Below are 24,036 nucleotides of genomic sequence, written 5' to 3'. Positions count from 1 at the left end.
CCGCGCCTATGAAGTTTCCAGGAAGATTTACCAGTGGCGTGCTCCTGCTGTTAACCAGCTGCGCGGCGCTGGCGCAAAGTGAATTGGACGTGCGGATCAAACCGTCCAACGACGAACTCAAGGCCAATATAGAAGGCTATATCGGCAGCCTCGGCGATCGTGACGAACAAGCCTTGCTGCGCTTCAGTCGCGGGGCCGAGGAGCAGGCGCGCAAAGCCGCGCAAGCCTTGGGTTATTACCAGCCGCAGATCGACAGCGATGTGAAGGGCGGTGATAAACCGCGCCTGGTGCTGAACATCGATCCTGGCGAGCCGATTCGTCTGCGCAACGTGACTATCCGCGTCGACGGGCCCGCGGCCTCGCTCAAATCCTTTCGTGTGCCGAGCAGTGACACGCTCAAGTCCGGCGCCGTGCTCAACCATGGGCGTTATGAAGACGCCAAACGTCTGATCCAGAACCAGGCCTCGCGTTTCGGTTTCTTCAGCGGCCATTTCACCAGCCAGAAACTCCTGGTCGACCCGCGTGCCGGGGTGGCCGACGTTGAATTGATCTACGACAGCGGCCCGCGTTATGCGCTGGGCAGCGTCAGTTTCGAGGGCGACACGCCGTTCGACGAAGACCTGCTGCAACGCATGGTGCCGTTCAAGGCCGGCGACCCGTATGACTCCGAGTTGATCGCCGAACTCAACCGCGACCTGCAATCGAGCGGCTATTTTGAAGGCGTGCGCGTCGATGCGGCGCCGACCGCGGCGAAGAACGACGTGATTCCGGTGGACGTCAAACTCGACACGCGCAAGCCACGCACCATGGGCCTGGGCCTCGGATACTCGACTGACGTCGGCCCACGGATCAAGGCCAACTGGACCCGCCACTGGGTCAACCCGCAGGGCGACAGCTACGGCTGGGAAGCCGAACTGTCGGCGCCACGGCAAAACGTCGGTCTGTTCTACGACATCCCGCTCGACCCGCCGCTGACCGACAAACTGCGCTGGGCCGGTGGTTATCAATATGAAAACATCGACGGCTCCGACACCCTGAGCAAGCTGCTGACCTTCGGCCCGGAATGGCACAGCAAGTTGCCCAGCGGCTGGCAGCGAGTGATTTCGCTGAAATGGCAGCGCGAAGAATATGAACTCGGCGACGACTCCGGCCTCAGCACCCTGTTGATGCCCGGCATCAGTTACTCGTACCTGAAAAGCGACAACCGCATCGACCCGCATAACGGCTATCGCCTGACCTTTGAAAGCAAGGTCGCGAAGGAAGGCCTCGGTTCGGACAACAACCTTTTATATGGCACGGCGTTGATCAAAGGCCTGACCACGGTGTTCGACAACCACCGCTTTCTCGGTCGGGTGCAGGTCGGTGGCAGCGCCACCAACGGTTACAACTCGGTACCGCCATCACTACGTTTCTTCGCCGGTGGCGATCAGAGCGTGCGCGGTTACGACTACCAGAGTCTGTCCCCGGAAAACGCCAAGGGCGACCGCATCGGCGGGCGCTACATGGTGGCCGGCAGCGTCGAATATCAATATTCAATTGCCGAGAAATGGCGGGTCGCGACCTTCGTCGACCAAGGCAATTCCTTCAACAAACTCGAACTGCCGAACCTCAAGACCGGGGTCGGTATCGGTGTGCGCTGGGTCTCGCCGGTGGGGCCGATCCGCCTTGACCTGGCCCACGCGCTGGACGACGACGGCGGCATCCGGCTGCACTTTTCCATGGGGCCTGAGCTGTGAAGCGTGGTTTGAAAATAGCGGCACTGGCATTGTTGGCGCTGGTGCTGTTGGTTGTATTGAGCATCGCCACTCTATTCGGGACGCAAGCAGGCAGCCGTTGGGCGCTGACCCTGGTGCCGGGTTTGAGCGTGGAGAATTTCCAGGGTCGCCTCGGCGGGCAATGGAGCGCCGATCATCTGTTGTGGCAGCAGGGCAGCAGCCGGGTCGAACTGAGCAAGCCGATTTTCGCCTGGTCGCCGCTGTGCCTGACGCGCATGACCCTGTGCATCGAACAGCTCAAGGCTGATCAGGTGATTCTGCAATTCCCGCCGAGTGAGGAAACCACCGACAGCGGCCCGATTCAACTGCCGGATCTGCAATTGCCGGTGGCCATCGAACTGGGCGACGTGCAAGTAGGCAGCCTGCTGTTCAACGGCAGCGAACAGCTCAAGGGCCTGCAACTGGCGGCGCACTGGACCGCCAAGGGTCTGCAGATCGACAGCGTGAAACTGCAGCGCGACGACCTGAGCCTGAACCTTTCCGGTCTGCTGCAACCGACCGGTAACTGGCCGCTGAACATTGCCGGCGACCTGACCTTGCCGTCACCGGGCACCGGCCCCTGGACGCTGGCGCTGAAGGTTGACGGCGATCTGCTGAAAACCCTCAACCTGCACGCCGACAGTCATGGCTACCTCGACGGCCAGTTGAGCGGCGAGTTGCAGCCATTGGCGGAAAACCCGCCGGCCAAGGTGCGGATTACCTCGGACGCGTTCAAGCCGAGCGCCGATCTGCCGGACACCCTGCAATTCAATCAACTGGTATTGACCGCCGCCGGGGACCTGAAAAACGGTTACCTGTTAGACGGCAACGCCACGCTGCCCGCCGATAAGGGCCCGGTGGCGCTGCTGCTTAAAGGCAAGGTTGACGCCCGTGGCGCGCAGATCGCCGGCCTCGACCTGACGGCCAACGACAAGCAAAGCCTCAAACTCACCGGCAGCGTCGACTGGAGCAAAGGTCTCACCGCCCAAGCCAACATCAACTGGCAGGACTTTCCGTGGCATCGGCTCTATAACGAAATCGATGAACCCCAAGTCGCCTTGCGCAGCTTCACTGGCGAAGTCTCCTACACCGACGGTCAGTACCTCGGTAACTTCGCCGCCGATCTCGATGGCCCGGCGGGGGCGTTCAGCCTGAGCAGTCCGTTCAGCGGCAGCCTGAAACAGATCGCCTTGCCGCAACTGAAGATGGAAGCCGGGCAGGGCAAGGCTGAAGGGCATGTGAACGTGCAGTTCGCCGACGGCATCGCCTGGGACACCGCGCTGGAGCTCTCGGCGCTGAACCCGGCGTACTGGGTCGCGGAACTGCCTGGCACCTTGGCCGGGCCGCTGAACAGTAAAGGCGAGATGAAGAACGAGCGCCTGAGCCTGACTGCCGACCTCGACCTCAAAGGCAAGCTGCGCGGGCAACCGGCGGTGCTGCAAGCCAAGGCTGACGGCGCCGGTGAACAGTGGAACCTCAATGCCCTGCAAATCCGCCTCGGCGACAACAGCATCAGCGGCAAGGGCAGCCTGCAACAGAAACTCAGCGGCCAGATCGACATCAAGCTGGCGCGTCTGGCCCAGCTCTGGCCGCAACTGCGCGGGCAGATCACTGGTCAGGTCAATGTCGCCGGTACGCTGAAGGCACCGCAAGGCAAGCTCGGCTTGCAGGGTTCGCAACTGGCGTTTCAGGACAATCGTCTGCAAAGCCTCAATCTCGATGCCACGCTCGACAGTGCGCAACGGGCGAAGATCGATCTCAAAGGCAGCGGTATGCAAGCCGGTGACACCAACCTCGGTGTGTTGACCGCCAGCGCCCAAGGCGACATCAAGCAGCAGAAACTCAACCTCGACCTGCTCGGGCCGAAGCTGAAACTGGCCCTCGGTCTGGACGGCAATCTGGACCAGGGCAACTGGCGCGGACGTCTGGCCAGCGGCGACATTCAGGCCGGCGGCCAGGACTGGAAACTGCAGAGCCCGGCCAGACTCGAACGCCTCGCCGACGGCAAGATCAACTTCGGCGCGCATTGCTGGATGTCCGGTAATGCCAGCCTGTGCGGCGAGGATCAGCGCCTGCTGCCGGAGCCGAAACTGCGTTACCACCTCAAGCAGTTCCCGATCGAAAGCCTCGCGCAGTGGTTGCCGAAAGACTTTGCCTGGCAAGGCAGGCTCAACGCCGATCTGCAATTGGATCTGCCGGCCAGCGGCCCCAATGGCGTGGTCAGCATCGACGCCAGCGGCGGCACTTTGCGCATGAAAGAAAAGGATCAGTGGCTGGACTTCCCGTACCAGACCCTGAAGCTCACCAGCAAACTCACACCCAAGCGGGTGGACACCGAACTCAACTTCGTCGGCGGCAAACTCGGCGAGTTGATGGTGCAGGCGCAGCTCAATCCGCTGCCGAAAAACAAACCGTTGAGCGGCTCTTTCCGCCTGAGCGGACTGGACCTGTCGGTGGCGCGGCCGTTTGTGCCGATGGTCGAAAAACTCACCGGACGCCTCAACGGCAGCGGCACGATTTCCGGCGGTCGGCTGGCGCCGCTGGTCAACGGCACGGTGAAACTCAGCGACGGCGAAGTGTCCGGTGCCGAGCTGCCGATGGAACTCAAGGACCTGCAACTGCAAGCGGTGATTGCCGGCGAATCGGTGCGCCTCGATGGTGGCTGGAAAAGCGGCAAAAGCGGGCAGGGCAACCTGAACGGTAACGTTGCCTGGGGGCAGGCGCTGATGGTCGATGTCGCGCTCAAGGGCACGCAACTGCCGGTGACCGTCGAGCCTTACGCCAAACTGGAAGTGGCGCCGGACCTGAAGATTTCCATGGCCGGCGACGAGCTGAAAATTGCCGGCAAGGTTCAGGTGCCCAGAGGCGAAATCACTGTGCGCGAACTGCCGCCATCGACGGTGAAAGTCTCCGATGACACGATCATCGTCGGGGCACAGACCGAAGAGGGCAAACCGCCGCTGGCGATGAAAATGGACATTGACGTGGTGGTCGGCGAAGACAAACTGAGCTTCGCCGGGTTCGGCCTGACCGCCAACCTGCAAGGTCACGTGCACATCGGCGACAACATGGACACCCGTGGCGAGCTGTGGCTCAACGACGGCCGTTACCGTGCTTACGGCCAGCGCCTGAACGTGCGCCGTGCGCGGCTGCTGTTCGCCGGCCCGATCGATCAGCCGTATCTGGACATCGAAGCGATTCGCCAGACCGACGACGTGATCGCCGGTATTCGCCTGAGCGGCAGTGCCGAGCAACCGACTACGCAGATCTTCTCCGAACCGGCGATGAGCCAGGAACAGGCGTTGTCGTATCTGGTGCTCGGGCGGCCGTTGAGCACCAACGGCGAAGACAACAACATGCTCGCGCAAGCGGCGTTGGGTCTGGGCTTGATGGGCAGTTCCGGGGTCACCAGCAGTCTGGCCAAGGACCTGGGGATTCAGGATTTTCAGCTCGATACCCAGGGCAGCGGCAACACCACCAGTGTGGTCGCCAGCGGCAATATCTCCGAGAAACTCAGTCTGCGTTATGGCGTTGGCGTGTTCGAGCCGGCCAACACCATTGCGCTGCGCTACAAGCTGAGCAAGAAGGTCTATGTCGAAGCGGCCAGTGGCGTGGCGAGTTCGCTGGATATTTTCTACAAGCGCGATTTCTAGAGCGCACCTGTTTATTTGAACCGAGGCGCGGCCTTCGCGAGCAGGCTCGCTCCCACAGGGGATTTCCATCAGACGCAAAATTTGCGTCGCGCGGAGATCCTGTGGGAGCGAGTCTGCTCGCGAAGGCGTGCGCCTGTGCAACACAAAAACCCAGTCCGTTGGTCAACTAATTACAAAGCAACCTAACTATTGCGTTGACATTCGCTGCCTAGGCAGTAACATCTCGACATACATTCACTGCCTAGGCAGTTATTAGGTGAGCACATGAAGCATTTCACCCCGGACGAATTCAAACATTGCCATCTCGGCCTGTTGCTGGGCCGCGCCGCGTTGCTCAAGGACCGGATCATCGACACCCACATGGAACCCCACGGCATCACCGCCGCGCAGTTCAAGGTGTTGATCATCATGGCCCAGTACGGCGTCGACACGCCGGCCGAGCTGTGCCGGCACCTGTCGCTGGACAGCGGTTCGATGACGCGCATGCTCGATCGTCTGGAGCAGAAAGGCTTCCTGGTTCGCCAACGCAGCGAAGGCGATCGCCGTCAGGTGCAGCTCAAGCTCACCGAGCAGGGCCAGCAACTGGCCGATCGCCTGCCCTATATCGGCGCCGATGCGATGAATGAACTGGCCGGCGCCATCTCTCGCGAAGAGCTGAAAACCCTGGAATACATCCTCAAGAAAATCCTGCTGGCAGCCGGTGACCCGATCACTATCCAGCGCTTAGGTGAACATAATGAGCGGTAAAACCTTGCGCAGCAGCCTGACCCTGCTGCTGTCGGCGATGATCCTCGCCGGTTGCGCCAACTACAGCGGCCTCGACACTCAAGGCCAAAACCTCGATGCGAAAAGCCTCAACGCCAGCCAATCCCTCAACGGCGTGACCCTGTCACCGGCCGCGTGGCCGAAAAGCGACTGGTGGACCAGCCTTGGCGACCCGCAACTCGACGGTCTGATCCGCGAAGCCCTGCACGACAGCCCGGACATGCAGATCGCCGAAGCCCGCGCCCATCAGGCCAGCGCCGCCGCGTATGCCGCCGATGCCGAACGCTATCCGACCCTCGACGCCAGTGCCGGCATCAGCCGTTCGCGCCTGGCCAAGGATCAGGACCCGCGCGGGCAGGGCGATGCCTACGCGACGGTGCGTAACGTCAGCGCCGGCTTCAACTACAACTTCGACCTGTGGGGCGGCCAGCGTGATGCCTGGGAAGCTGCACTCGGTCAGGCCCGCGCCGCCGAGGTCGATCGTCAGGCTGCGCAGTTGACCCTCGCCGCCGACGTGGCCCGGGCCTACAGCGATCTGGGTCAGGCGCACATTGTCTACGACCTGGCCAACGACGACCTCAAGCGCACCAAACAAATGCTCGATTTGAGTCAGCGCCGCTTGAGTGCCGGTATCGACAGCCAGTACCAGTTCCAGCAAACCCAAAGCCTTGAGGCCAGCTCCGAAGCCAGCCTGATCGACGCCGAAAAACGCTTGAACAGCGCGAAAATCGCCCTGGCCGTGCTGCTCGGCAAAGGTCCGGATCGCGGCAATGAGATTGCTCGGCCGAAAGTCCTGCAAGCCAGCGCCGTGGCGGTGCCGTCGGTGCTGCCGGCGGAACTGCTCGGTCGGCGTCCGGATCTGGTCGCTGCGCGCTGGCGCGTTGAGGCCGCGAGCAAGGACATCGACTCGGCGAAAACCCGCTTCTATCCCAACTTGAACCTCACGGCCTCGGCCGGTGCCGAATCCTTGTTGGGTGACGCCATGTTCGGGTCGGCCAGTCGTTTCTTTAGCATCGCCCCGACCATTTCGGTGCCGATCTTCGACGGCGGGCGCCTGCGCGCCAACCTCGATGCGCGTGACGCCGATTACGATCTGGCGGTGGCGCAGTACAACAAAAGCCTGGTGAAAGCCCTCGGTGATGTCAGCGACACGATCAACCAGTTGCGTGACATCGGCCGGCAGATCGGCGCGCAACAACACGCTACCGAGATTGCCCAGGATTCTTACAACACCGTCGTCCAGCGTTACGTTTCCGGCATCGGCAACTACCTGGACGTGCTCAGCATCGAGCAGCAATTGCTGCAGGCCCAGCGTCAGCTGGCCAACCTCAATGCCGAGCAGATCGACCTGTCGATTCAACTGATGCAAGCGCTGGGCGGCGGCTTTCAGGGCGACACCCTGACCGCAGCCAACGCCACCCCAGCCACGTCGCACAACTAATTCAGGTATTTGTCATGGCCACTGCCGAAAACACCCAAACTCAAGCCAACACGCCCGACACTGGCAATCCACGCAAGCGCAAATTCATGCTGCTGGTGCTGGCCGTCGTGGTCCTGCTCGCCGGTGCCGGCGTCTGGGCGTATCACGAATTCATCGGGCGCTTCAACGAAAGCACCGACGACGCCTACGTCAACGGCAACGTCGTGGAGATCACGCCGCTGGTCACCGGCACCGTGGTCAGCATCGGCGCCGACGACGGTGATCTGGTTCACGAAGGTCAGGTGCTGGTCAACTTCGACCCGAACGACGCCGAAGTCGGCCTGCAAAGTGCCCAGGCAAAACTCGCGCGCACCGTGCGTCAGGTGCGCGGCCTGTACAGCAACGTTGACGGCATGAAAGCCCAGGTCAACGCGCAACAGGCCGAAGTACAGAAAGCTCAGGACAACTACAACCGCCGGAAAAACCTCGCTGCTGGCGGGGCGATTTCCCAGGAAGAACTGTCCCACGCCCGCGACGACCTGACCTCGGCGCAAAACGCTCTGGCCAACGCCAAGCAGCAACTGAAAACCACCAGCGCGCTGGTCGATGACACCGTGGTTTCGTCGCACCCGGACGTGATGTCGGCCGCTGCCGATCTGCGTCAGGCGTACCTGACCAACGCCCGCAGCACCTTGATCGCGCCAGTCACCGGTTACGTCGCCAAGCGCACCGTGCAACTCGGTCAGCGCGTACAGCCTGGCACCGCGCTGATGGCGGTGATTCCGCTGGATCAACTGTGGATCGACGCCAACTTCAAGGAAACCCAACTGCGTGACATGCGCATCGGCCAACCGGTGGACATCGAGTCCGACATCTATGGCAGCAGCGTGAAGTACAGCGGCACCGTCGACAGCCTCGGCGCCGGTACCGGCAGCGCGTTCGCTCTGTTGCCGGCGCAGAACGCCACTGGTAACTGGATCAAGATCGTGCAGCGTGTGCCGGTGCGGATTCATATCAACGCCGAAGAACTGGCCAGGCATCCATTGCGCGTCGGTCTGTCGACCAACGTTGAAGTGAACCTGCACGACCAGAGCGGCCCGGTGCTGGCCCAGCAACCGCCGCAAAAGGCCTCGTTCAGCACCAACGTCTACGACCGCCAACTGGCTGAGGCCGACGCGATGATTGCGCAGCTGATCCACGACAACAGCGCTGCGGTCAGCAAAACCGCGCAACGCTGAATCTTTCCCCTGTGGGAACAGGTTCTCAAGGTGATGAGATTTACTGTGGTGAGGGGATTTATCCCCGATGGACTGCGCAGCAGGCCCGGCTTTTCTGAATCTAAGGACGGGCCGCTTCGCGACCCATCGGGGATAAATCCCCTCACCACAGATGAACTTCCTCATCACAAGAGCCTGTTCCTTATGGGCAACTGCTTCTTTAACAGACGCAGCGTCAACCCGGTTTCATAGGATTCACAATGAGCAATAACGCCTCTTTCACGCCGCCCAGCCTGTTGCTCAGCACCATCGGCCTGTCGCTGGCGACGTTCATGCAAGTGCTCGACACCACCATCGCCAACGTGGCGCTGCCGACGATCTCCGGCAACCTCGGGGTGAGTTCGGAGCAGGGCACCTGGGTGATCACCTCGTTTGCCGTAAGCAACGCCATCGCGCTGCCGCTGACCGGTTGGCTCAGCCGCCGTTTCGGCGAGGTGAAGCTGTTTCTCTGGGCCACCATTCTGTTCGTGCTGGCCTCGTTTCTCTGCGGTATCTCAACCTCGATGCCGGAACTGATCGGCTTTCGCGTGCTGCAAGGCCTGGTGGCCGGCCCGCTGTACCCGATGACGCAGACGCTGTTGATTGCCGTGTATCCGCCTGCGAGGCGCGGCATGGCTCTGGCATTGCTGGCGATGGTCACGGTGGTCGCGCCGATTGCCGGGCCTATTCTGGGTGGCTGGATCACGGACAGCTACAGCTGGCCGTGGATCTTCTTCATCAACGTACCGATCGGCATCTTTGCGGTGATGGTGGTGCGTTCGCAGCTGGCCAAGCGTCCGGTGGAAACCAGTCGGCAGCCGATGGACTACGTCGGTCTGATCACGCTGATCATCGGCGTCGGCGCGTTGCAGGTCATCCTCGACAAGGGCAATGACCTGGACTGGTTCGAATCGAACTTCATCATCATCGGTGCGGCGATTTCGCTGATCGCCCTGGCGGTGTTCGTCATCTGGGAAATGACCGACCAGCACCCGGTGGTCAACCTGCGCCTGTTCGCCCATCGCAACTTCCGCATCGGTACGCTGGTGCTGGTCCTTGGATACGCCGGGTTCTTCGGCATCAACCTGATCCTGCCGCAGTGGCTGCAAACCCAGATGGGCTACACCGCGACCTGGGCCGGTCTGGCGGTGGCGCCGATCGGCATTCTGCCGGTGCTGTTGTCGCCGTTTGTCGGCAAGTACGCGAACAAGTTCGACCTGCGCCTGCTGGCCGGTCTGGCGTTCCTCGCGATTGGCTTGAGCTGCTTCATGCGCGCCGAGTTCACCAACGAGGTGGACTTCCAGCACATCGCCCTGGTGCAGCTGTTCATGGGGATTGGCGTGGCGCTGTTCTTCATGCCGACCCTGAGCATTCTGATGTCCGACCTGCCGCCGAGCCAGATCGCCGACGGCGCCGGTCTGGCGACGTTCCTGCGCACCTTGGGCGGCAGCTTTGCGGCATCGTTGACCACGTGGATCTGGATCCGCCGCGCCGATCAGCATCATGCGTACATGAGCGAAAGCATCAGTACCTTCGAACCGGCGACCCGCGAGACGTTGAATCATTTAGGTGGCGCGAGCCAATCGGCGTACGCGCAGATGGATCAGATCCTCACCAGCCAGGCGTACATGCTCTCCACCGTGGATTACTTCACGTTGCTGGGCTGGGGGTTCATGGGGCTGATTCTGATTGTGTGGCTGGCGAAGCCGCCGTTTGCCGCAAAAGCAGGGCCGGCCGCGTCCGGACATTGATTGTGCGGTGATTGCTAAAAGATCGCAGCCTGCGGCAGCTCCTACAGGGAAACGCATTCCAATGTAGGAGCTGCCGCAGGCTGCGATCTTTTGATCTTGGCTGTTAGATTGCGGGAGCAGGCAGGGCCGGCGGCGGGGCAAAGTCGAACGGCGCCAGGGCAAACCCGTACTCATCCACCTGCAACGCCCAACCCTGACGATCCCAATCCCCCAGCACAATCCGCTTCGCCGCCTGCTCGCCGAGCTGCAGCTTGTGGATTGCCGGGCGATGGGTATGGCCGTGAATCAGGGTTTTCACCCCGTATTGCTGCATGATCCGCGGAACTTCGTCCGGCGTGACATCGACAATGTCGTTGGCCTTCATCCGCGTCTGCGCACGGCTTTCGCTGCGCAGCTTGCGCGCCAGTTTGTGGCGGGTGCTCAGTGGCAGGTGGCGCAGGATGAACAGGGTGATCGGGTTACGCAGGTAGCGCCGCAGCTTCATGTAGGCTTCATCGCGGGTGCACAGGCTGTCGCCGTGCATCAATAACACCGGTTCGCCGTAGAACTGCACGACACTCGGATCCTTCAACAGCGTACAGCCGGCTGCTTTGCAGAAAGCCTTGCCGAGCAGGAAGTCGCGATTGCCGTGCATCAGAAAGATTGCCGTGCCGCTGTCGCTCAATTGGCGCAGGGCCTGGCAGATGGAACGCTGGAAGGGCGTCATGGCGTCGTCGCCAATCCACGCTTCGAAGAAGTCGCCGAGGATGTACAACGCACTCGCCGAGCGGGCGCGTCCGGCGAGCAAATCCAGAAACGCCCGGGTGATGTCCGGGCGCTCCTCTTCCAGATGCAAATCTGAAATCAGCAATATCACGCTTCGATGATCTCGGCTTTCTCGATGATCACGTCGTCTTTCGGCACGTCCTGGTGACCGGCCTTGGAAGTGGTGGCAACGCCTTCGATCTTGTCGACGACGTCGGTACCGGCAACCACTTTACCGAATACGGCATAACCCCAGCCCTGAGCGGTCTTGGCGGTGTGGTTGAGGAAGCTGTTGTTGGTGGCGTTGATGAAGAACTGCGCCGAGGCCGAATGCGGGTCCATGGTGCGGGCCATGGCAACGGTGTACTTCTCGTTCTTCAGACCGTTGTCAGCTTCGTTCTGAATGCTTGGGCTCTTGTCTTTCTTTTCCTGCATGCCAGGCTCGAAACCGCCGCCCTGGATCATGAAGCCCTTGATCACGCGGTGGAACACCACGTTCTCGTAGTGACCTTTCTTAACGTATTCGATGAAGTTGGCAGCGGTGATCGGCGCTTTTTCCGCGTCCAGTTCGATGACGATGTCGCCGTAGTTGGTGGTCAGTTTGACTTGAGTCATGATCGCTACTCTTTATAAGGAATTCGTGGGTAATGGGACATTTCGGCCCGTTACCGGTTCAGCCCATGGGCCAAGGTGCGCAGTTTAGCGTGACAGGCGCGAATTTCGAGGCTGTTTTTCCAAAACCCGTCGATTAAATGCACGCCTTTATAGGCCGCGCTCTGTCAGCCCCTTGACAGCATCGGCTATGATAGCGGCTTTGTTTTGTCTGGCCCCGTTTGTGGCCGCGCACATGTAAGTCAAGGATCCTATGAGCAAGCCCACTGTCGACCCTACCTCGAATGCCAAGTCCGGCCCTGCCGTGCCGGTCAATTTCCTGCGGCCGATCATCCAGGCAGACCTGGACTCGGGCAAGCACACCCAGATCGTCACCCGTTTTCCGCCTGAGCCCAACGGCTACCTGCACATCGGCCACGCCAAGTCGATCTGCGTGAACTTCGGCCTGGCCCAGGAGTTCGGCGGCGTCACGCACCTGCGTTTCGACGACACCAACCCGGCCAAGGAAGACCAGGAATACATCGACGCGATCGAATCCGACGTCAAGTGGCTGGGCTTCGAGTGGTCCGGCGAAGTGCGCTACGCCTCGCAGTATTTCGACCAGTTGCACGACTGGGCGGTGGAGCTGATCAAGGCCGGCAAGGCCTACGTCGACGATCTGACGCCGGAGCAGGCCAAGGAATACCGCGGCAGCCTGACCGAGCCGGGCAAGAACAGCCCGTTCCGCGACCGATCGGTGGAAGAGAACCTCGACTGGTTTGCGCGCATGCGTGCCGGTGAGTTCCCGGACGGCGCCCGCGTGTTGCGCGCGAAGATCGACATGGCCTCGCCGAACATGAACCTGCGCGACCCGATCATGTACCGCATTCGTCACGCCCATCATCATCAGACCGGTGACAAGTGGTGCATCTACCCGAACTATGACTTCACCCACGGTCAGTCGGACGCCATCGAAGGCATCACCCACTCGATCTGCACCCTGGAATTCGAAAGCCATCGTCCGCTGTACGAGTGGTTCCTGGAGAACCTGCCGGTGCCGGCCAACCCGCGCCAGTACGAGTTCAGCCGCCTGAACCTGAACTACACCATCACCAGCAAGCGCAAGCTCAAGCAACTGGTCGATGAAAAACACGTCAATGGCTGGGACGACCCGCGCATGTCGACCTTGTCGGGCTTCCGTCGCCGTGGCTACACGCCGGCGTCGATCCGCAACTTCTGCGACATGATCGGCACCAACCGTTCCGATGGCGTGGTCGACTTCGGCATGCTCGAATTCAGCATCCGTCAGGACCTGGACGCGAACGCCCCGCGCGCCATGTGCGTGCTGCGCCCGCTGAAAGTCGTGATCACCAACTACCCGGAAGCTCAGGTCGAAAACCTCGAACTGCTGCGTCATCCGCAGAAAGAAGAACTCGGCGTGCGCCAGCTGCCGTTCGCCCGTGAAATCTACATCGACCGCGATGACTTCATGGAAGAACCGCCAAAGGGCTACAAGCGCCTGGAGCCGAACGGCGAAGTGCGTCTGCGCGGCAGCTACGTGATTCGTGCCGACGAAGCGATCAAGGACGCCGACGGCAACATCGTCGAACTGCGTTGCTCTTACGACCCGGACACCCTCGGCAAGAACCCTGAAGGCCGCAAGGTCAAGGGCGTGATCCACTGGGTGCCGGCGGCTGCCAGCATCGAGTGCGAAGTGCGCCTGTACGATCGCCTGTTCCGTTCTCCGAACCCGGAGAAGGCCGAAGACAGCGCGAGTTTCCTCGACAACATCAACCCTGACTCACTGCAAGTGCTGACCGGTTGTCGTGCTGAGCCATCGCTTGGCAACGCACAGCCGGAGGACCGTTTCCAGTTCGAGCGCGAAGGCTACTTCGTTGCCGACATCAAGGACTCGGAACCAGGTCAGCCGGTATTCAACCGTACCGTGACCCTGCGTGATTCGTGGGGCCAGTGATTCGCGTCAAGGAAATATAAAGTGCTGACGATCTACAACACGCTCACCAAGAGCAAAGAAGTCTTCAAGCCGCTGGATGGCAACAAGGTGCGCATGTACGTGTGCGGCATGACCGTGTACGACTACTGCCACCTCGGCCACGGCCGCAGCATGGTCGCGTTCGACCTGGTGACCCGCTGGCTGCGGTTCAGCGGTTACGACCTGACCTACGTGCGCAACATCACCGACATCGACGACAAGATCATCAATCGTGCCCGCGAGAACGGTGAGTCGTTCGAAGCGCTGACCGAACGCATGATCGCCGCGATGCACGAAGACGAAGCACGCCTGAACATCAAGAAACCGGACATGGAGCCGCGCGCCACGGATCACATTCCGGGCATGCACGCGATGATCCAGACCCTGATCGACAAAGGCTTCGCTTACGCCCCGGGCAATGGCGACGTGTATTACCGCGTCGCCAAATTCATGGGCTACGGCAAGCTGTCGCGCAAGAAGATCGAAGACCTGCGCATCGGTGCACGGATCGAAGTCGACGAGTCGAAAGAAGACCCGCTGGACTTCGTGCTGTGGAAGGCCGCCAAGCCGGGCGAGCCGAGCTGGGAATCACCGTGGGGCGCCGGGCGTCCGGGCTGGCACATCGAGTGCTCGGTAATGTCCACCTGCTGCCTCGGTGAGACCTTCGACATTCATGGCGGCGGCAGCGACCTGGAGTTCCCGCACCATGAAAACGAAATCGCCCAGAGCGAAGCAGCCACCGGCAAGACCTACGCCAATGCGTGGATGCACTGCGGCATGATCCGCATCAATGGCGAGAAGATGTCCAAGTCCTTGAACAACTTCTTCACCATTCGCGACGTGCTCGACAAGTACCACCCGGAAGTCGTGCGTTACCTGCTGGTGTCGAGCCACTACCGCAGCGCGATCAACTACTCGGAAGACAACCTCAAGGACGCCAAGGGCGCACTCGAGCGTTTCTACCACGCGTTGAAAGGCCTGCCGAGCGTTGCTCCGGCCGGCGGCGAAGCCTTCGTCGAGCGTTTCACCACGGTGATGAACGACGACTTCGGCACGCCGGAAGCCTGCGCGGTGCTGTTCGAGATGGTGCGCGAGATCAACCGTCTGCGCGAGAGCGATCTCGACGCGGCGGCCGGTCTGGCGGCCCGTCTGAAAGAACTGGCGAGCGTGCTGGGGGTGTTGCAGCTGGAAGCCGATGACTTCCTGCAGGCGGGTGCCGAAGGGCGTGTCGATGCCGCTGAAGTCGACGCGCTGATTGCTGCACGTCTGGCGGCACGCGCCGGCAAGGACTGGGCCGAATCCGACCGCATCCGCGACCAGCTCACCGCCATGGGCGTGGTGCTGGAAGACGGCAAGGGCGGCACGACCTGGCGTCTGGCTGACTGATTGCCTGATCCGCGTTAAAACAAAACCCGCCTTGTGCGGGTTTTTGTTTTTTGGGCTTTGGGTCTTGTGGTTACCGGGCTGACGCCATCGCTGGCAAGCCAGCTCCCACAAGTTGTTTGTTGTTCACGAGTGTTGCGTACAACCCGAAACCCTGTGGGAGCTGGCTTGCCAGCGATGGGGTCCGCCCAGGCAACCAGTCATTCAGCCTGCCGCAACCGCTTGTACAGCGTATTCCGGCTCACCCCCAACCGCCGCGCCAGGTGCGAAATATTCCCCCCGGCCGCCTTCAATTCGCGGTTCAATGCTTCAGCGTCATTCAAGTCCAGCCCCAACGGCGCTGCCGTTTCCACCGGCTCCATCTCCAGATCGACAAAAAAATCATCCGGCAAATGCTCCGGCCGCACCGGTTGCTCCTCGGCCATCGCCAGCGCCACTTGCATAACGCTGCTGACCTGACGCAGATTGCCCGGCCACGGATGCCGGCCGAACAGCTCCAGCACTTCGCGGCTGAGCCCGGCCCATTGTGTCGGTTCGCGATGCTGCTCCCACAGGCGTTTGAACAGCGCCTCTTTATCACCGCGCTCTCTGAGCGGCGGCAGTTCCAGTGTCAAACCGCCAATTCGGTAGTACAAGTCCTCACGAAACCGCCCCAATTGCACTTGTTCGCGCAAAGAGCGGTTGGTCGCCGAGATGATCCGCAGATCCACCGGGAACAACTCGCTGCTGCCCACCGGTTGCACACAGCGCTCCTGCAACACCCGCAACAACCGCGCCTGAGTCGGCAGCGGCATGTCACCGATCTCGTCGAGGAACAGCGTGCCCTTATCGGCTTTGCGGATCAGGCCGATGCTGCCTTTCTGGTTGGCGCCGGTGAACGCGCCTTTTTCGTAGCCGAACAGTTCCGACTCCACCAGTTCGGCGGGGATCGCCGCGCAGTTGACGGCGATGAATGCCTGTTTGCTGCGGGAGCTGGCTTGGTGCAGCGCTTTGACGAAGACTTCCTTGCCGACTCCGGTTTCACCGTGGATCAGCAGCGGGATGTCTTTTTCCAGCAGCCGTTCGGCCTGGCGCACGGCTTTCTCGACGCGGCTGTCGCCAAAGTGCAGGGAATTGAGGCTGATCACGCCTGGCGCTTTGATCGGCGCCGTTTTCGGTTCGGCAAATACCCGAGGCTGAATCGGCGCCTGTTGCGGTCGCTTCAACAGGCACTGGAAACGGTTGCGCCCCGAGGTCTGCAAGGCAAACGGCAAGCCGTCGGGCTGATTCAGCAGCTCCAGCAGCGACACGTTGAACAGGCTTTCGACGCTGACCCGCGACAGGCGCACGCCAAGCAGATTGTCCGCGCGGCGATTGGCCGACAGCACTTGACCGCTCTCATCGAAAATCAGCAAACCGGCCCATTGACTGTCGAGGTTGTTCAACCCGGTGTTGAAGGTCAGCTGAAAGTGCTGGCCATGGAACAGGTTGAGGATCAACCGGTTCTCCACGGTCTGGCTCATCATCTTGACCATGCCCAGCGTGTGCGAGGGCGGCAGGTAACTGTCGCTGGACACGTCGAGCACGGCGATGATCTTGCGCTCGGCATCGAATATCGGCGCGGCAGAACCGGTCATGAAGCGGTTGGCTTTCAGAAAGTGTTCATCGTGCTCGATGTGCACCGCTTGCTCGCAGGCCAGCGCGGTGCCGATGGCATTGGTGCCGCTGCAGCGTTCCATCCAGCTCGCTCCGGCGCGAAAACCCCGGGCCAGGTTCGGCTCGATAAAGCGCTGAGTGCCCCAAGATGTCAGCACCTGGCCGTGGTGGTCAGCGAGCATGATCAGGCAGTTGGAGTTGCTCAGGATGTTCTCGTAGTACGGCAGGACTTCCTGATGCGTGGTTTGCACCAGTGAGTGGTGACGGTCGAGCAATTGCGCAATGCCGGCGGCAGGCAGTTGGTCGAAGGCCGGGGCACTTTGATGGTCGAGGCCGAAGGCGCGGCAACGCTGCCAGGAGGTCTGGACGATCGCGTCGTGGGACAGCGGCGGGGCAGGTGCGGCCATGGCGGTGGGCCTCTGATGCAGCGTTTTTATTATTGTTATGACCCACACAATTCCCCTGTAGGAGCTGCCGCAGGCTGCGATCTTTTGATCTTATTCTTGAAAACAAAAGTCAAAAGATCGCAGCCTTCGGCAGCTCCTACAGGGGTGCGTGAACAGTTCATAGAGTGTTGTTCACAATTGTTCATTGTCAATCGCCCAACTGTTCAAATGTGTTCAGCAATGAACGCCCGTTCCCCACGTTTTCGGCACTTTTCACGACAAATCAACCACTTGCCATTTCTGGCACGAATGTCGCTCTGCTGCACAGGTCGCTTGACTCCAATAATAAAAAAGGCCGAGCCATGTCACTCACCCTGGAGCACGTCAGCCGTACCGTCGAGGGCCAGACCTGGATCGACGATGCCTGCCTGACCTTCGAACCCGGATCCTTCAACGTTCTGCTCGGCCGCACGCTGTCCGGCAAGACCAGCCTGATGCGTTTGATGGCCGGTCTGGACAAGCCCGACAGCGGCCGCGTCCTGATGAACGGCGTCGACGTCACCCAGCGCCCGGTGCGCCTGCGCAACGTGTCGATGGTCTATCAGCAGTTCATCAATTACCCGACCATGACCGTGTTCGAGAACATCGCCTCGCCGTTGCGTCAGGCCGGTGTCGCCAAGGACATCATCCACAGCAAGGTGCAGGAAACCGCACGGATGCTGCGCATCGAGAAGTTCCTGCAGCGCCATCCGCTGGAGCTGTCCGGCGGTCAGCAGCAGCGCACGGCGATGGCCCGGGCGCTGGTCAAGGATGCTGAACTGATCCTGTTCGACGAGCCGCTGGTCAACCTCGACTACAAGCTGCGCGAAGAACTGCGCCAAGAGATGCGCGAGCTGTTCAAGGCCCGCCACACCATCGCGATCTACGCCACCACCGAGCCCAACGAAGCGTTGGCCTTGGGCGGCTCCACGACCATTCTTCACGAAGGTCGGGTGATCCAGAGCGGCCCGTCGACTTCGGTGTATCACCAGCCGCAAACCGTGCTGGCAGCGGAGTTGTTCTCCGAACCGCCGATCAACCTGATGCCCGGGCGCATTGCCGGCAACGAAGTCAGCTTTGCCAACTTCGTGCACTTCCCGTTGAACGTCGATCTACGGCCGGTGGGCGAGGGCGAGTTCCGCTTCGGCGTGCGCCCCAGCCATATTTCGCTGGTGCCGAGCAACGATGACGATCTGGAACTGGCGGTTACCGTCGAGGTGGCGGAGATCAGCGGTTCGGAAACCTTCCTGCACGTGCGCAACGAACATTTCCTGCTGGTACTGCACCTGCCCGGGGTGCACGAATACGACGTCGATGCGCCGATCCGCATTTACATCCCGACCCACAAACTGTTCGTGTTCGATGCGCAGGGCCGTCTGGTGCAGGCACCGGGCCGGCGTGTCGCGAGGGTTGCCTGATGGCCGAAATCCGTTTGCAGCACCTGGCCCACAGCTACAGCAAGCAGCCGAGCGGGCCTGACGATTACGCAATCCGCGAAATGGACCATATTTGGGAGCAGGGCGGCGCCTATGCCTTGCTCGGCCCTTCGGGTTGCGGCAAGTCGACCTTGCTCAACATCATTTCCGGCCTGCTCAGCCCCTCGCAAGGGCATGTGTTGTTCGATGGCAAAGCGGTCAATGACCTGACCCCGGAGAAGCGCAACATCGCCCAGGTGTTCCAGTTCCCGGTGGTCTACGACACCATGACCGTGTTCGATAACCTGGCCTTTCCCCTGAGAAATCAGGGCATGGCCGAGGCGAAAGTGCACAGCAAGGTGCAGGAAATCGCCGAAGTCCTCGACCTGCAAAACCTGCTGAGCAAGAAGGCCCGCAACCTCACCGCCGACGAAAAGCAGAAAGTCTCCATGGGCCGTGGCCTGGTGCGCGACGACGTCTCGGCGATCCTCTTCGACGAGCCGCTGACGGTGATCGACCCGCACCTGAAGTGGAAGCTGCGACGCAAGCTCAAGCAGATCCACGAGCAGTTCAACATCACCATGGTCTACGTCACCCACGATCAACTGGAGGCCTCGACCTTCGCCGACAAGATCGCGGTGATGTACGGCGGCCAGATCGTGCAGTTCGGCACCCCGCGGGAATTGTTCGAGCGGCCGAGCCACACCTTTGTCGGCTACTTCATCGGCAGCCCGGGGATGAACCTGATCGAGGTGCAGCCGCAGCCGGGCGGGGTCGGTTTCGCCTCCACGCACCTGCCGTTGTCCGACGCCTTGCAGCGGCATATCGAACACGGCCAGTGGAAAAATCTGAAGGTCGGCATTCGCCCCGAGTTCATTCATGTGTGGGACGAGCCGTTTGACGAGGCGATGCAGGCGCGGGTGGTCCATGTCGAAGACTTGGGCACCTACAAGATCCTCACCCTCGACCTCGACGGCGCGCCGTTGAAGGTGCGTCTGGCCGAAGACAAACCGGTGCCGCAGGGCACCGCGTACATCAGTTTTCCGGCGCAGTGGCTGATGGTCTACGCCGACGAATTTCTTCTTGAAGACACCGACTCTACCGAGGTGCAGCCATGAACAAGGTGCAGAACAACAGGGCCTGGTGGCTGGTGTTGCCGGTGTTCCTGCTGGTGGCGTTCAGTGCGGTGATCCCGATGATGACCGTGGTCAACTACTCGGTGCAGGACATCTTCGATCAGTCCAGCCGCTACTTCGTCGGTGCCGATTGGTACAAGCAGGTGCTGCTCGATCCGCGTCTGCATGACTCGTTGCTGCGCCAGTTCATCTACTCGGCCTGCGTGCTGTTGATTGAAATTCCGCTGGGCATCGCCGTCGCCCTGACCATGCCGACCAAGGGTCGCTGGTCGTCAGTGGTGCTGATCATCCTGGCGATTCCGCTGCTGATCCCGTGGAACGTGGTCGGCACCATCTGGCAGATCTTCGGTCGCGCCGACATCGGTCTGCTCGGCTCGAGCCTGAATGCGCTGGGCATCAGCTACAACTACGCGGCCAACACCATGGACGCCTGGGTCACGGTGCTGGTGATGGACGTCTGGCACTGGACTTCGCTGGTGGCGCTGCTGTGTTTCTCCGGGTTGCGGGCGATTCCTGATGTGTACTACCAGGCGGCGCGCATCGACCGCGCCTCGGCCTGGGCGGTGTTCAGGCACATCCAGTTGCCCAAGCTGAAAAGCGTGCTGCTGATCGCAGTAATGCTGCGCTTCATGGACAGTTTCATGATCTACACCGAGCCGTTCGTGCTCACCGGCGGCGGGCCGGGGAATGCCACGACCTTCCTCAGTCAGACCTTGACGCAGATGGCGGTCGGCCAATTCGATCTGGGCCCGGCAGCGGCGTTTTCGCTGGTGTATTTCCTGATCATCCTGCTGGTCTCGTGGCTGTTCTACACCGCCATGACCCATTCCGACGCCAATCGCTGAGGGCCCGGCCATGCACAAAAGAAAGCTGATTCCGTTGCTGGTGTACATCCTGTTCCTGCTGGTGCCGATCTACTGGCTGCTGAACATGTCGTTCAAGAGCAACACCGAAATCCTCGGCGGATTGACCCTGTTTCCGCAGGATTTCACCTGGCACAACTACAAGGTGATTTTCACCGACCCGAGCTGGTACACCGGTTATCTCAATTCGCTGTATTACGTCAGCCTCAACACGGTGATCTCGCTGAGTGTGGCGTTGCCGGCGGCGTACGCGTTTTCGCGCTATCGCTTCCTCGGCGACAAGCACTTGTTCTTCTGGTTGCTGACCAACCGCATGGCGCCGCCGGCGGTGTTTTTGCTGCCGTTCTTTCAGTTGTATTCGTCGATCGGGCTGTTCGACACGCACATCGCCGTGGCCTTGGCGCATTGCCTGTTCAACGTGCCGCTGGCGGTGTGGATTCTGGAGGGCTTCATGTCTGGCGTGCCCAAGGAAATCGACGAAACCGCGTACATCGACGGCTACAGCTTTCCCAAGTTCTTCGTGAAGATTTTCATCCCGCTGATCGGCTCCGGCATCGGCGTCACGGCGTTCTTCTGCTTCATGTTTTCCTGGGTCGAACTGCTGCTGGCGCGCACGCTGACCTCGGTGAATGCCAAGCCGATTGCCGCGGTGATGACCCGCACGGTCTCGGCTTCGGGTATCGACTGGGGCGTGCTGGCGGCGGCGGGGGTGTTGACCATCCTGCCGGGCATGCTGGTGATCTGGTTTGTTCGCAACCACGTGGCCAAGGGCTTTGCCCTGGGTCGGGTCTGAGGAACGCATGATGGAATGGATGAGCTGGACCACCCCCACGGCGGGGTTCTTTATCGCCATCGGCCTGTTGCTGGTGGGCATGACCACTTGGGAACTGCGCTCGCCGAGCATCCTGCGCCGCGGTTTTCTGCCGATTGCCACCACCCGTGGCGATCGCTTGTTCATCGGTCTTCTCGGCAGCGCCTACCTGCATCTGCTGGTAATCGGCGTCACCGACTGGAGCATCTGGGTGGCGTCCGCGCTGTCTCTGGTGTGGCTGTTGGTTGTGATGCGCTGGGGCTAGTCGAGTCGCTCGGCAATCGTGCTCCGAAACTCTAACTGGAGGTCTCTATGTTCGATAAAAACAATAAGCTGCGACATAGCATTTCATTGGCAGCCATGCTCGCACTCAGCGGTTTGAGCGCTTCGGCCTGGGCCGATGCCTACGAAGACGCTGCGAAAAAGTGGATCGGCAGCGAATTCAAACCGTCGACCCTGACGGCGGATCAGCAGCTCGAAGAATTGAAGTGGTTCATCAAGGCCGCCGAGCCGTTCCGCGGCATGGAAATCAAAGTGGTTTCCGAGACCCTGACCACCCACGAATACGAGTCCAAGGTGCTGGCCAAGGCGTTCAGCGAAATCACCGGGATCAAACTCACCCACGACCTGTTGCAAGAAGGCGACGTGGTGGAAAAAATGCAGACGGTGATGCAGTCGGACAAGAACATCTACGACGGTTGGGTCAACGACTCGGATTTGATCGGTACGCACTTTCGCTACGGCAAGACCGAGTCGATCACTGACCTGATGGCCAACGAAGGCAAGAACTTCACCTCACCGACCCTCGACATCAAGGACTTCATCGGTATCTCGTTCACCACCGCGCCGGACGGCAAGATCTATCAACTGCCCGACCAGCAGTTCGCCAACCTGTACTGGTTCCGCGCCGACTGGTTCGAACGCGCCGATCTGAAAGCCAAGTTCAAGGAAAAGTACGGTTACGAATTGGGCGTGCCGGTGAACTGGTCGGCCTATGAAGACATCGCCAAATTCTTCAGCGAAGACGTCAAGGAAATCGACGGCAAGCGTGTGTACGGCCACATGGATTACGGCAAGAAAGACCCGTCGCTGGGCTGGCGCTTTACCGATGCCTGGTTCTCCATGGCCGGTGGCGGCGACAAAGGCTTGCCCAACGGTCTGCCGGTGGACGAATGGGGAATTCGCGTCGAGGACTGCCATCCGGTCGGCTCCAGCGTGACCCGCGGCGGCGACACCAACGGCCCGGCGGCAGTGTTCGCCACGCAGAAATACGTCGACTGGCTCAAGGCCTACGCGCCACCGGAAGCGGCGGGCATGACGTTCTCCGAGTCCGGCCCGGTGCCGTCACAAGGCAATATCGCCCAGCAGATCTTCTGGTACACCGCGTTCACCGCCGACATGACCAAACCGGGCCTGCCGGTGGTCAACGCCGACGGCACGCCGAAATGGCGCATGGCGCCGTCGCCGCGCGGGCCGTATTGGGAAGAGGGCATGAAGCTCGGCTATCAGGATGTGGGTTCGTGGACGTTCATGAAATCCACGCCTGAGAAACAGAAGCTGGCGGCGTGGCTGTACGCGCAGTTCGTCACCTCGAAAACCGTGTCGCTGAAGAAAACCATCGTCGGCCTGACGCCGATTCGCGAGTCGGACATCAACTCGCAGGCGATGACCGATCTGGCGCCTAAACTCGGCGGCCTGGTCGAGTTCTACCGCAGCCCGGCCCGCGTGCAATGGACCCCGACCGGGACCAACGTGCCTGACTATCCGCGTCTGGCGCAGCTGTGGTGGAGCCACATCGCCGAAGCGGCCAGCGGCGAGAAAACCCCGCAACAGGCGCTGGATGGCCTGGCCAAGGATCAGGACGCAATCATGACCCGCCTCGAACGCTCCAAGGCGCAAGCCACGTGCGCCCCGAAAATGAACCCGGAACGCGACGCGCAATACTGGTTCGACCAGCCGGGCGCACCAAAACCGAAACTGGCCAACGAGAAGCCGAAGGGCGAGACCGTGAGCTACAACGAACTGCTGAAATCGTGGGCGGATGCGCGCAAGTGATGGTTGATGTGTGAAAGCAAACGGCACCGTAAGGTGCCGTTTTTTTTGCTGCCTGATCTACCGCTTTCGCGAGCAGGCTCGCTCCCACACTGGATCTGTATCGTTCATAAATTCCGATCACAATCGAGATGACTGTGGGAGCGAGCTTGCTCGCGAATACGGTCTGCCATTTAGCATGGATAGTGACTGACCCGCCGCCATCGCTTGCAGGCAAGCTCTCACAGGTTTTCGTGGTGTCCACAAAACTCAAAAACACCCCGATCCCTGTAGGAGCTGCCGCAGGCTGCGATCTTTTGATTCTGATCTTCAAAGGCCAAGGCAAAAGATCGCAGCCTGCGGCAGCTCCTACAGGACACCGGTCAATGCCAGCTTCATGCTTGAATTTC

The 24,036-nt window shown here is 60.9% G+C and carries 17 protein-coding genes; 14 read left to right on the top strand and 3 right to left on the bottom strand.

Annotation, left to right across the window (positions count from 1 at the left end):
* Positions 1-8: 8 nt before the first annotated feature.
* From L6D63_RS18235 to L6D63_RS18210, 6 genes are all read left to right on the top strand, one after another.
* The gene (locus tag L6D63_RS18235) at positions 9-1,736 is read left to right on the top strand and encodes an autotransporter assembly complex protein TamA (RefSeq protein WP_047291673.1); all 1,728 of its coding nucleotides are present in this window, start codon (positions 9-11) and stop codon (positions 1,734-1,736) included.
* Positions 1,733-5,407, top strand: coding sequence for a translocation/assembly module TamB domain-containing protein (locus L6D63_RS18230; protein WP_236170367.1), 3,675 nt, complete (start codon positions 1,733-1,735; stop codon positions 5,405-5,407). Before L6D63_RS18235 ends, L6D63_RS18230 begins: the two co-directional genes overlap by 4 nt.
* A gap of 264 nt (positions 5,408-5,671) precedes the next feature.
* Positions 5,672-6,154 carry a MarR family winged helix-turn-helix transcriptional regulator gene (locus L6D63_RS18225; protein WP_041073261.1) on the top strand — a complete coding sequence of 161 codons (483 nt, stop codon included), beginning with the start codon at positions 5,672-5,674 and terminating at the stop codon, positions 6,152-6,154.
* A complete protein-coding gene (locus L6D63_RS18220; RefSeq protein ID WP_131670135.1) occupies positions 6,144-7,613 on the top strand; it encodes an efflux transporter outer membrane subunit in 1,470 nt (489 codons plus the stop codon). The genes L6D63_RS18225 and L6D63_RS18220 overlap by 11 nt, the downstream gene beginning before the upstream one ends.
* Before the next feature lie 14 nt (positions 7,614-7,627).
* Positions 7,628-8,830, top strand: a complete 1,203-nt coding sequence (locus L6D63_RS18215) for an HlyD/EmrA/EmrK family protein (protein WP_131670136.1) — start codon at positions 7,628-7,630, stop codon at positions 8,828-8,830.
* 239 nt (positions 8,831-9,069) lie between these two features.
* On the top strand, positions 9,070-10,599 hold the full coding sequence (locus L6D63_RS18210) for a DHA2 family efflux MFS transporter permease subunit (protein WP_131670137.1): 1,530 nt from the start codon (positions 9,070-9,072) through the stop codon (positions 10,597-10,599).
* Between the two features lie 103 nt (positions 10,600-10,702).
* Here the strand turns inward: L6D63_RS18210 and lpxH are convergent, their stop codons facing one another.
* Both lpxH and L6D63_RS18200 read right to left on the bottom strand, forming a co-directional pair.
* The gene (gene lpxH / locus L6D63_RS18205) at positions 10,703-11,455 is read right to left on the bottom strand and encodes a UDP-2,3-diacylglucosamine diphosphatase (RefSeq protein ID WP_131670138.1); all 753 of its coding nucleotides are present in this window, start codon (positions 11,453-11,455) and stop codon (positions 10,703-10,705) included.
* The gene (locus L6D63_RS18200) at positions 11,452-11,958 is read right to left on the bottom strand and encodes a peptidylprolyl isomerase (RefSeq protein ID WP_027614639.1); all 507 of its coding nucleotides are present in this window, start codon (positions 11,956-11,958) and stop codon (positions 11,452-11,454) included. The genes lpxH and L6D63_RS18200 overlap by 4 nt, the downstream gene beginning before the upstream one ends.
* A 250-nt stretch (positions 11,959-12,208) precedes the next feature.
* Here L6D63_RS18200 and L6D63_RS18195 point away from each other — a divergent pair, with 250 nt between their 5' ends.
* On the top strand, positions 12,209-13,909 hold the full coding sequence (locus L6D63_RS18195; RefSeq protein WP_131670139.1) for a glutamine--tRNA ligase/YqeY domain fusion protein: 1,701 nt from the start codon (positions 12,209-12,211) through the stop codon (positions 13,907-13,909).
* A 21-nt stretch (positions 13,910-13,930) separates the two neighbouring features.
* Positions 13,931-15,313, top strand: coding sequence for a cysteine--tRNA ligase (cysS, locus tag L6D63_RS18190; protein ID WP_047291685.1), 1,383 nt, complete (start codon positions 13,931-13,933; stop codon positions 15,311-15,313).
* Between the two features lie 197 nt (positions 15,314-15,510).
* Here cysS and L6D63_RS18185 read toward each other — a convergent pair whose 3' ends face one another.
* Complete coding sequence (locus L6D63_RS18185; protein ID WP_131670140.1) at positions 15,511-17,352, bottom strand: sigma-54-dependent Fis family transcriptional regulator; 1,842 nt, start codon at positions 17,350-17,352, stop codon at positions 15,511-15,513.
* A 341-nt stretch (positions 17,353-17,693) separates the two neighbouring features.
* Here L6D63_RS18185 and L6D63_RS18180 point away from each other — a divergent pair, with 341 nt between their 5' ends.
* Genes L6D63_RS18180 through L6D63_RS18155 form a run of 6 tightly spaced genes read left to right on the top strand, consistent with a single transcriptional unit; the run spans position 17,694 to position 23,650 of the window.
* A complete protein-coding gene (locus L6D63_RS18180) occupies positions 17,694-18,788 on the top strand; it encodes an ABC transporter ATP-binding protein (protein ID WP_131670141.1) in 1,095 nt (364 codons plus the stop codon).
* Entirely contained in the window at positions 18,788-19,903 is a 1,116-nt protein-coding gene (locus L6D63_RS18175; protein ID WP_041073275.1) for an ABC transporter ATP-binding protein, read from the top strand. Before L6D63_RS18180 ends, L6D63_RS18175 begins: the two co-directional genes overlap by 1 nt.
* Positions 19,900-20,766, top strand: coding sequence for a carbohydrate ABC transporter permease (locus L6D63_RS18170; RefSeq protein ID WP_047291693.1), 867 nt, complete (start codon positions 19,900-19,902; stop codon positions 20,764-20,766). The genes L6D63_RS18175 and L6D63_RS18170 overlap by 4 nt, the downstream gene beginning before the upstream one ends.
* Before the next feature lie 10 nt (positions 20,767-20,776).
* Positions 20,777-21,577 carry a carbohydrate ABC transporter permease gene (locus L6D63_RS18165; protein ID WP_041073277.1) on the top strand — a complete coding sequence of 267 codons (801 nt, stop codon included), beginning with the start codon at positions 20,777-20,779 and terminating at the stop codon, positions 21,575-21,577.
* Positions 21,578-21,587: 10 nt separating this feature from the next.
* Entirely contained in the window at positions 21,588-21,860 is a 273-nt protein-coding gene (locus L6D63_RS18160) for a DUF2160 domain-containing protein (RefSeq protein WP_027614647.1), read from the top strand.
* Positions 21,861-21,907: 47 nt separating this feature from the next.
* Complete coding sequence (locus L6D63_RS18155; RefSeq protein ID WP_047291695.1) at positions 21,908-23,650, top strand: ABC transporter substrate-binding protein; 1,743 nt, start codon at positions 21,908-21,910, stop codon at positions 23,648-23,650.
* Positions 23,651-24,036: the final 386 nt, after the last annotated feature.

Origin of the sequence: Pseudomonas parakoreensis (assembly GCF_021602155.1) — a bacterium.
GTDB classification, from domain to species: Bacteria; Pseudomonadota; Gammaproteobacteria; order Pseudomonadales; family Pseudomonadaceae; genus Aquipseudomonas; species Aquipseudomonas parakoreensis.
This window is presented reverse-complemented; position numbering and strand designations above follow the sequence as displayed.

Coding starts and splice junctions, on each gene's coding strand:
- L6D63_RS18235 (WP_047291673.1), top strand. CDS start 9: ATGAAGTTTCCAGGAAGATTTACCAGTGGCGTGCTCCTGCTGTTAACC.
- L6D63_RS18225 (WP_041073261.1), top strand. CDS start 5,672: ATGAAGCATTTCACCCCGGACGAATTCAAACATTGCCATCTCGGCCTG.
- L6D63_RS18220 (WP_131670135.1), top strand. CDS start 6,144: ATGAGCGGTAAAACCTTGCGCAGCAGCCTGACCCTGCTGCTGTCGGCG.
- L6D63_RS18215 (WP_131670136.1), top strand. CDS start 7,628: ATGGCCACTGCCGAAAACACCCAAACTCAAGCCAACACGCCCGACACT.
- L6D63_RS18210 (WP_131670137.1), top strand. CDS start 9,070: ATGAGCAATAACGCCTCTTTCACGCCGCCCAGCCTGTTGCTCAGCACC.
- L6D63_RS18200 (WP_027614639.1), bottom strand. CDS start 11,958: ATGACTCAAGTCAAACTGACCACCAACTACGGCGACATCGTCATCGAA.
- L6D63_RS18195 (WP_131670139.1), top strand. CDS start 12,209: ATGAGCAAGCCCACTGTCGACCCTACCTCGAATGCCAAGTCCGGCCCT.
- L6D63_RS18185 (WP_131670140.1), bottom strand. CDS start 17,352: ATGGCCGCACCTGCCCCGCCGCTGTCCCACGACGCGATCGTCCAGACC.
- L6D63_RS18180 (WP_131670141.1), top strand. CDS start 17,694: ATGTCACTCACCCTGGAGCACGTCAGCCGTACCGTCGAGGGCCAGACC.
- L6D63_RS18175 (WP_041073275.1), top strand. CDS start 18,788: ATGGCCGAAATCCGTTTGCAGCACCTGGCCCACAGCTACAGCAAGCAG.
- L6D63_RS18170 (WP_047291693.1), top strand. CDS start 19,900: ATGAACAAGGTGCAGAACAACAGGGCCTGGTGGCTGGTGTTGCCGGTG.
- L6D63_RS18165 (WP_041073277.1), top strand. CDS start 20,777: ATGCACAAAAGAAAGCTGATTCCGTTGCTGGTGTACATCCTGTTCCTG.
- L6D63_RS18160 (WP_027614647.1), top strand. CDS start 21,588: ATGGAATGGATGAGCTGGACCACCCCCACGGCGGGGTTCTTTATCGCC.
- L6D63_RS18155 (WP_047291695.1), top strand. CDS start 21,908: ATGTTCGATAAAAACAATAAGCTGCGACATAGCATTTCATTGGCAGCC.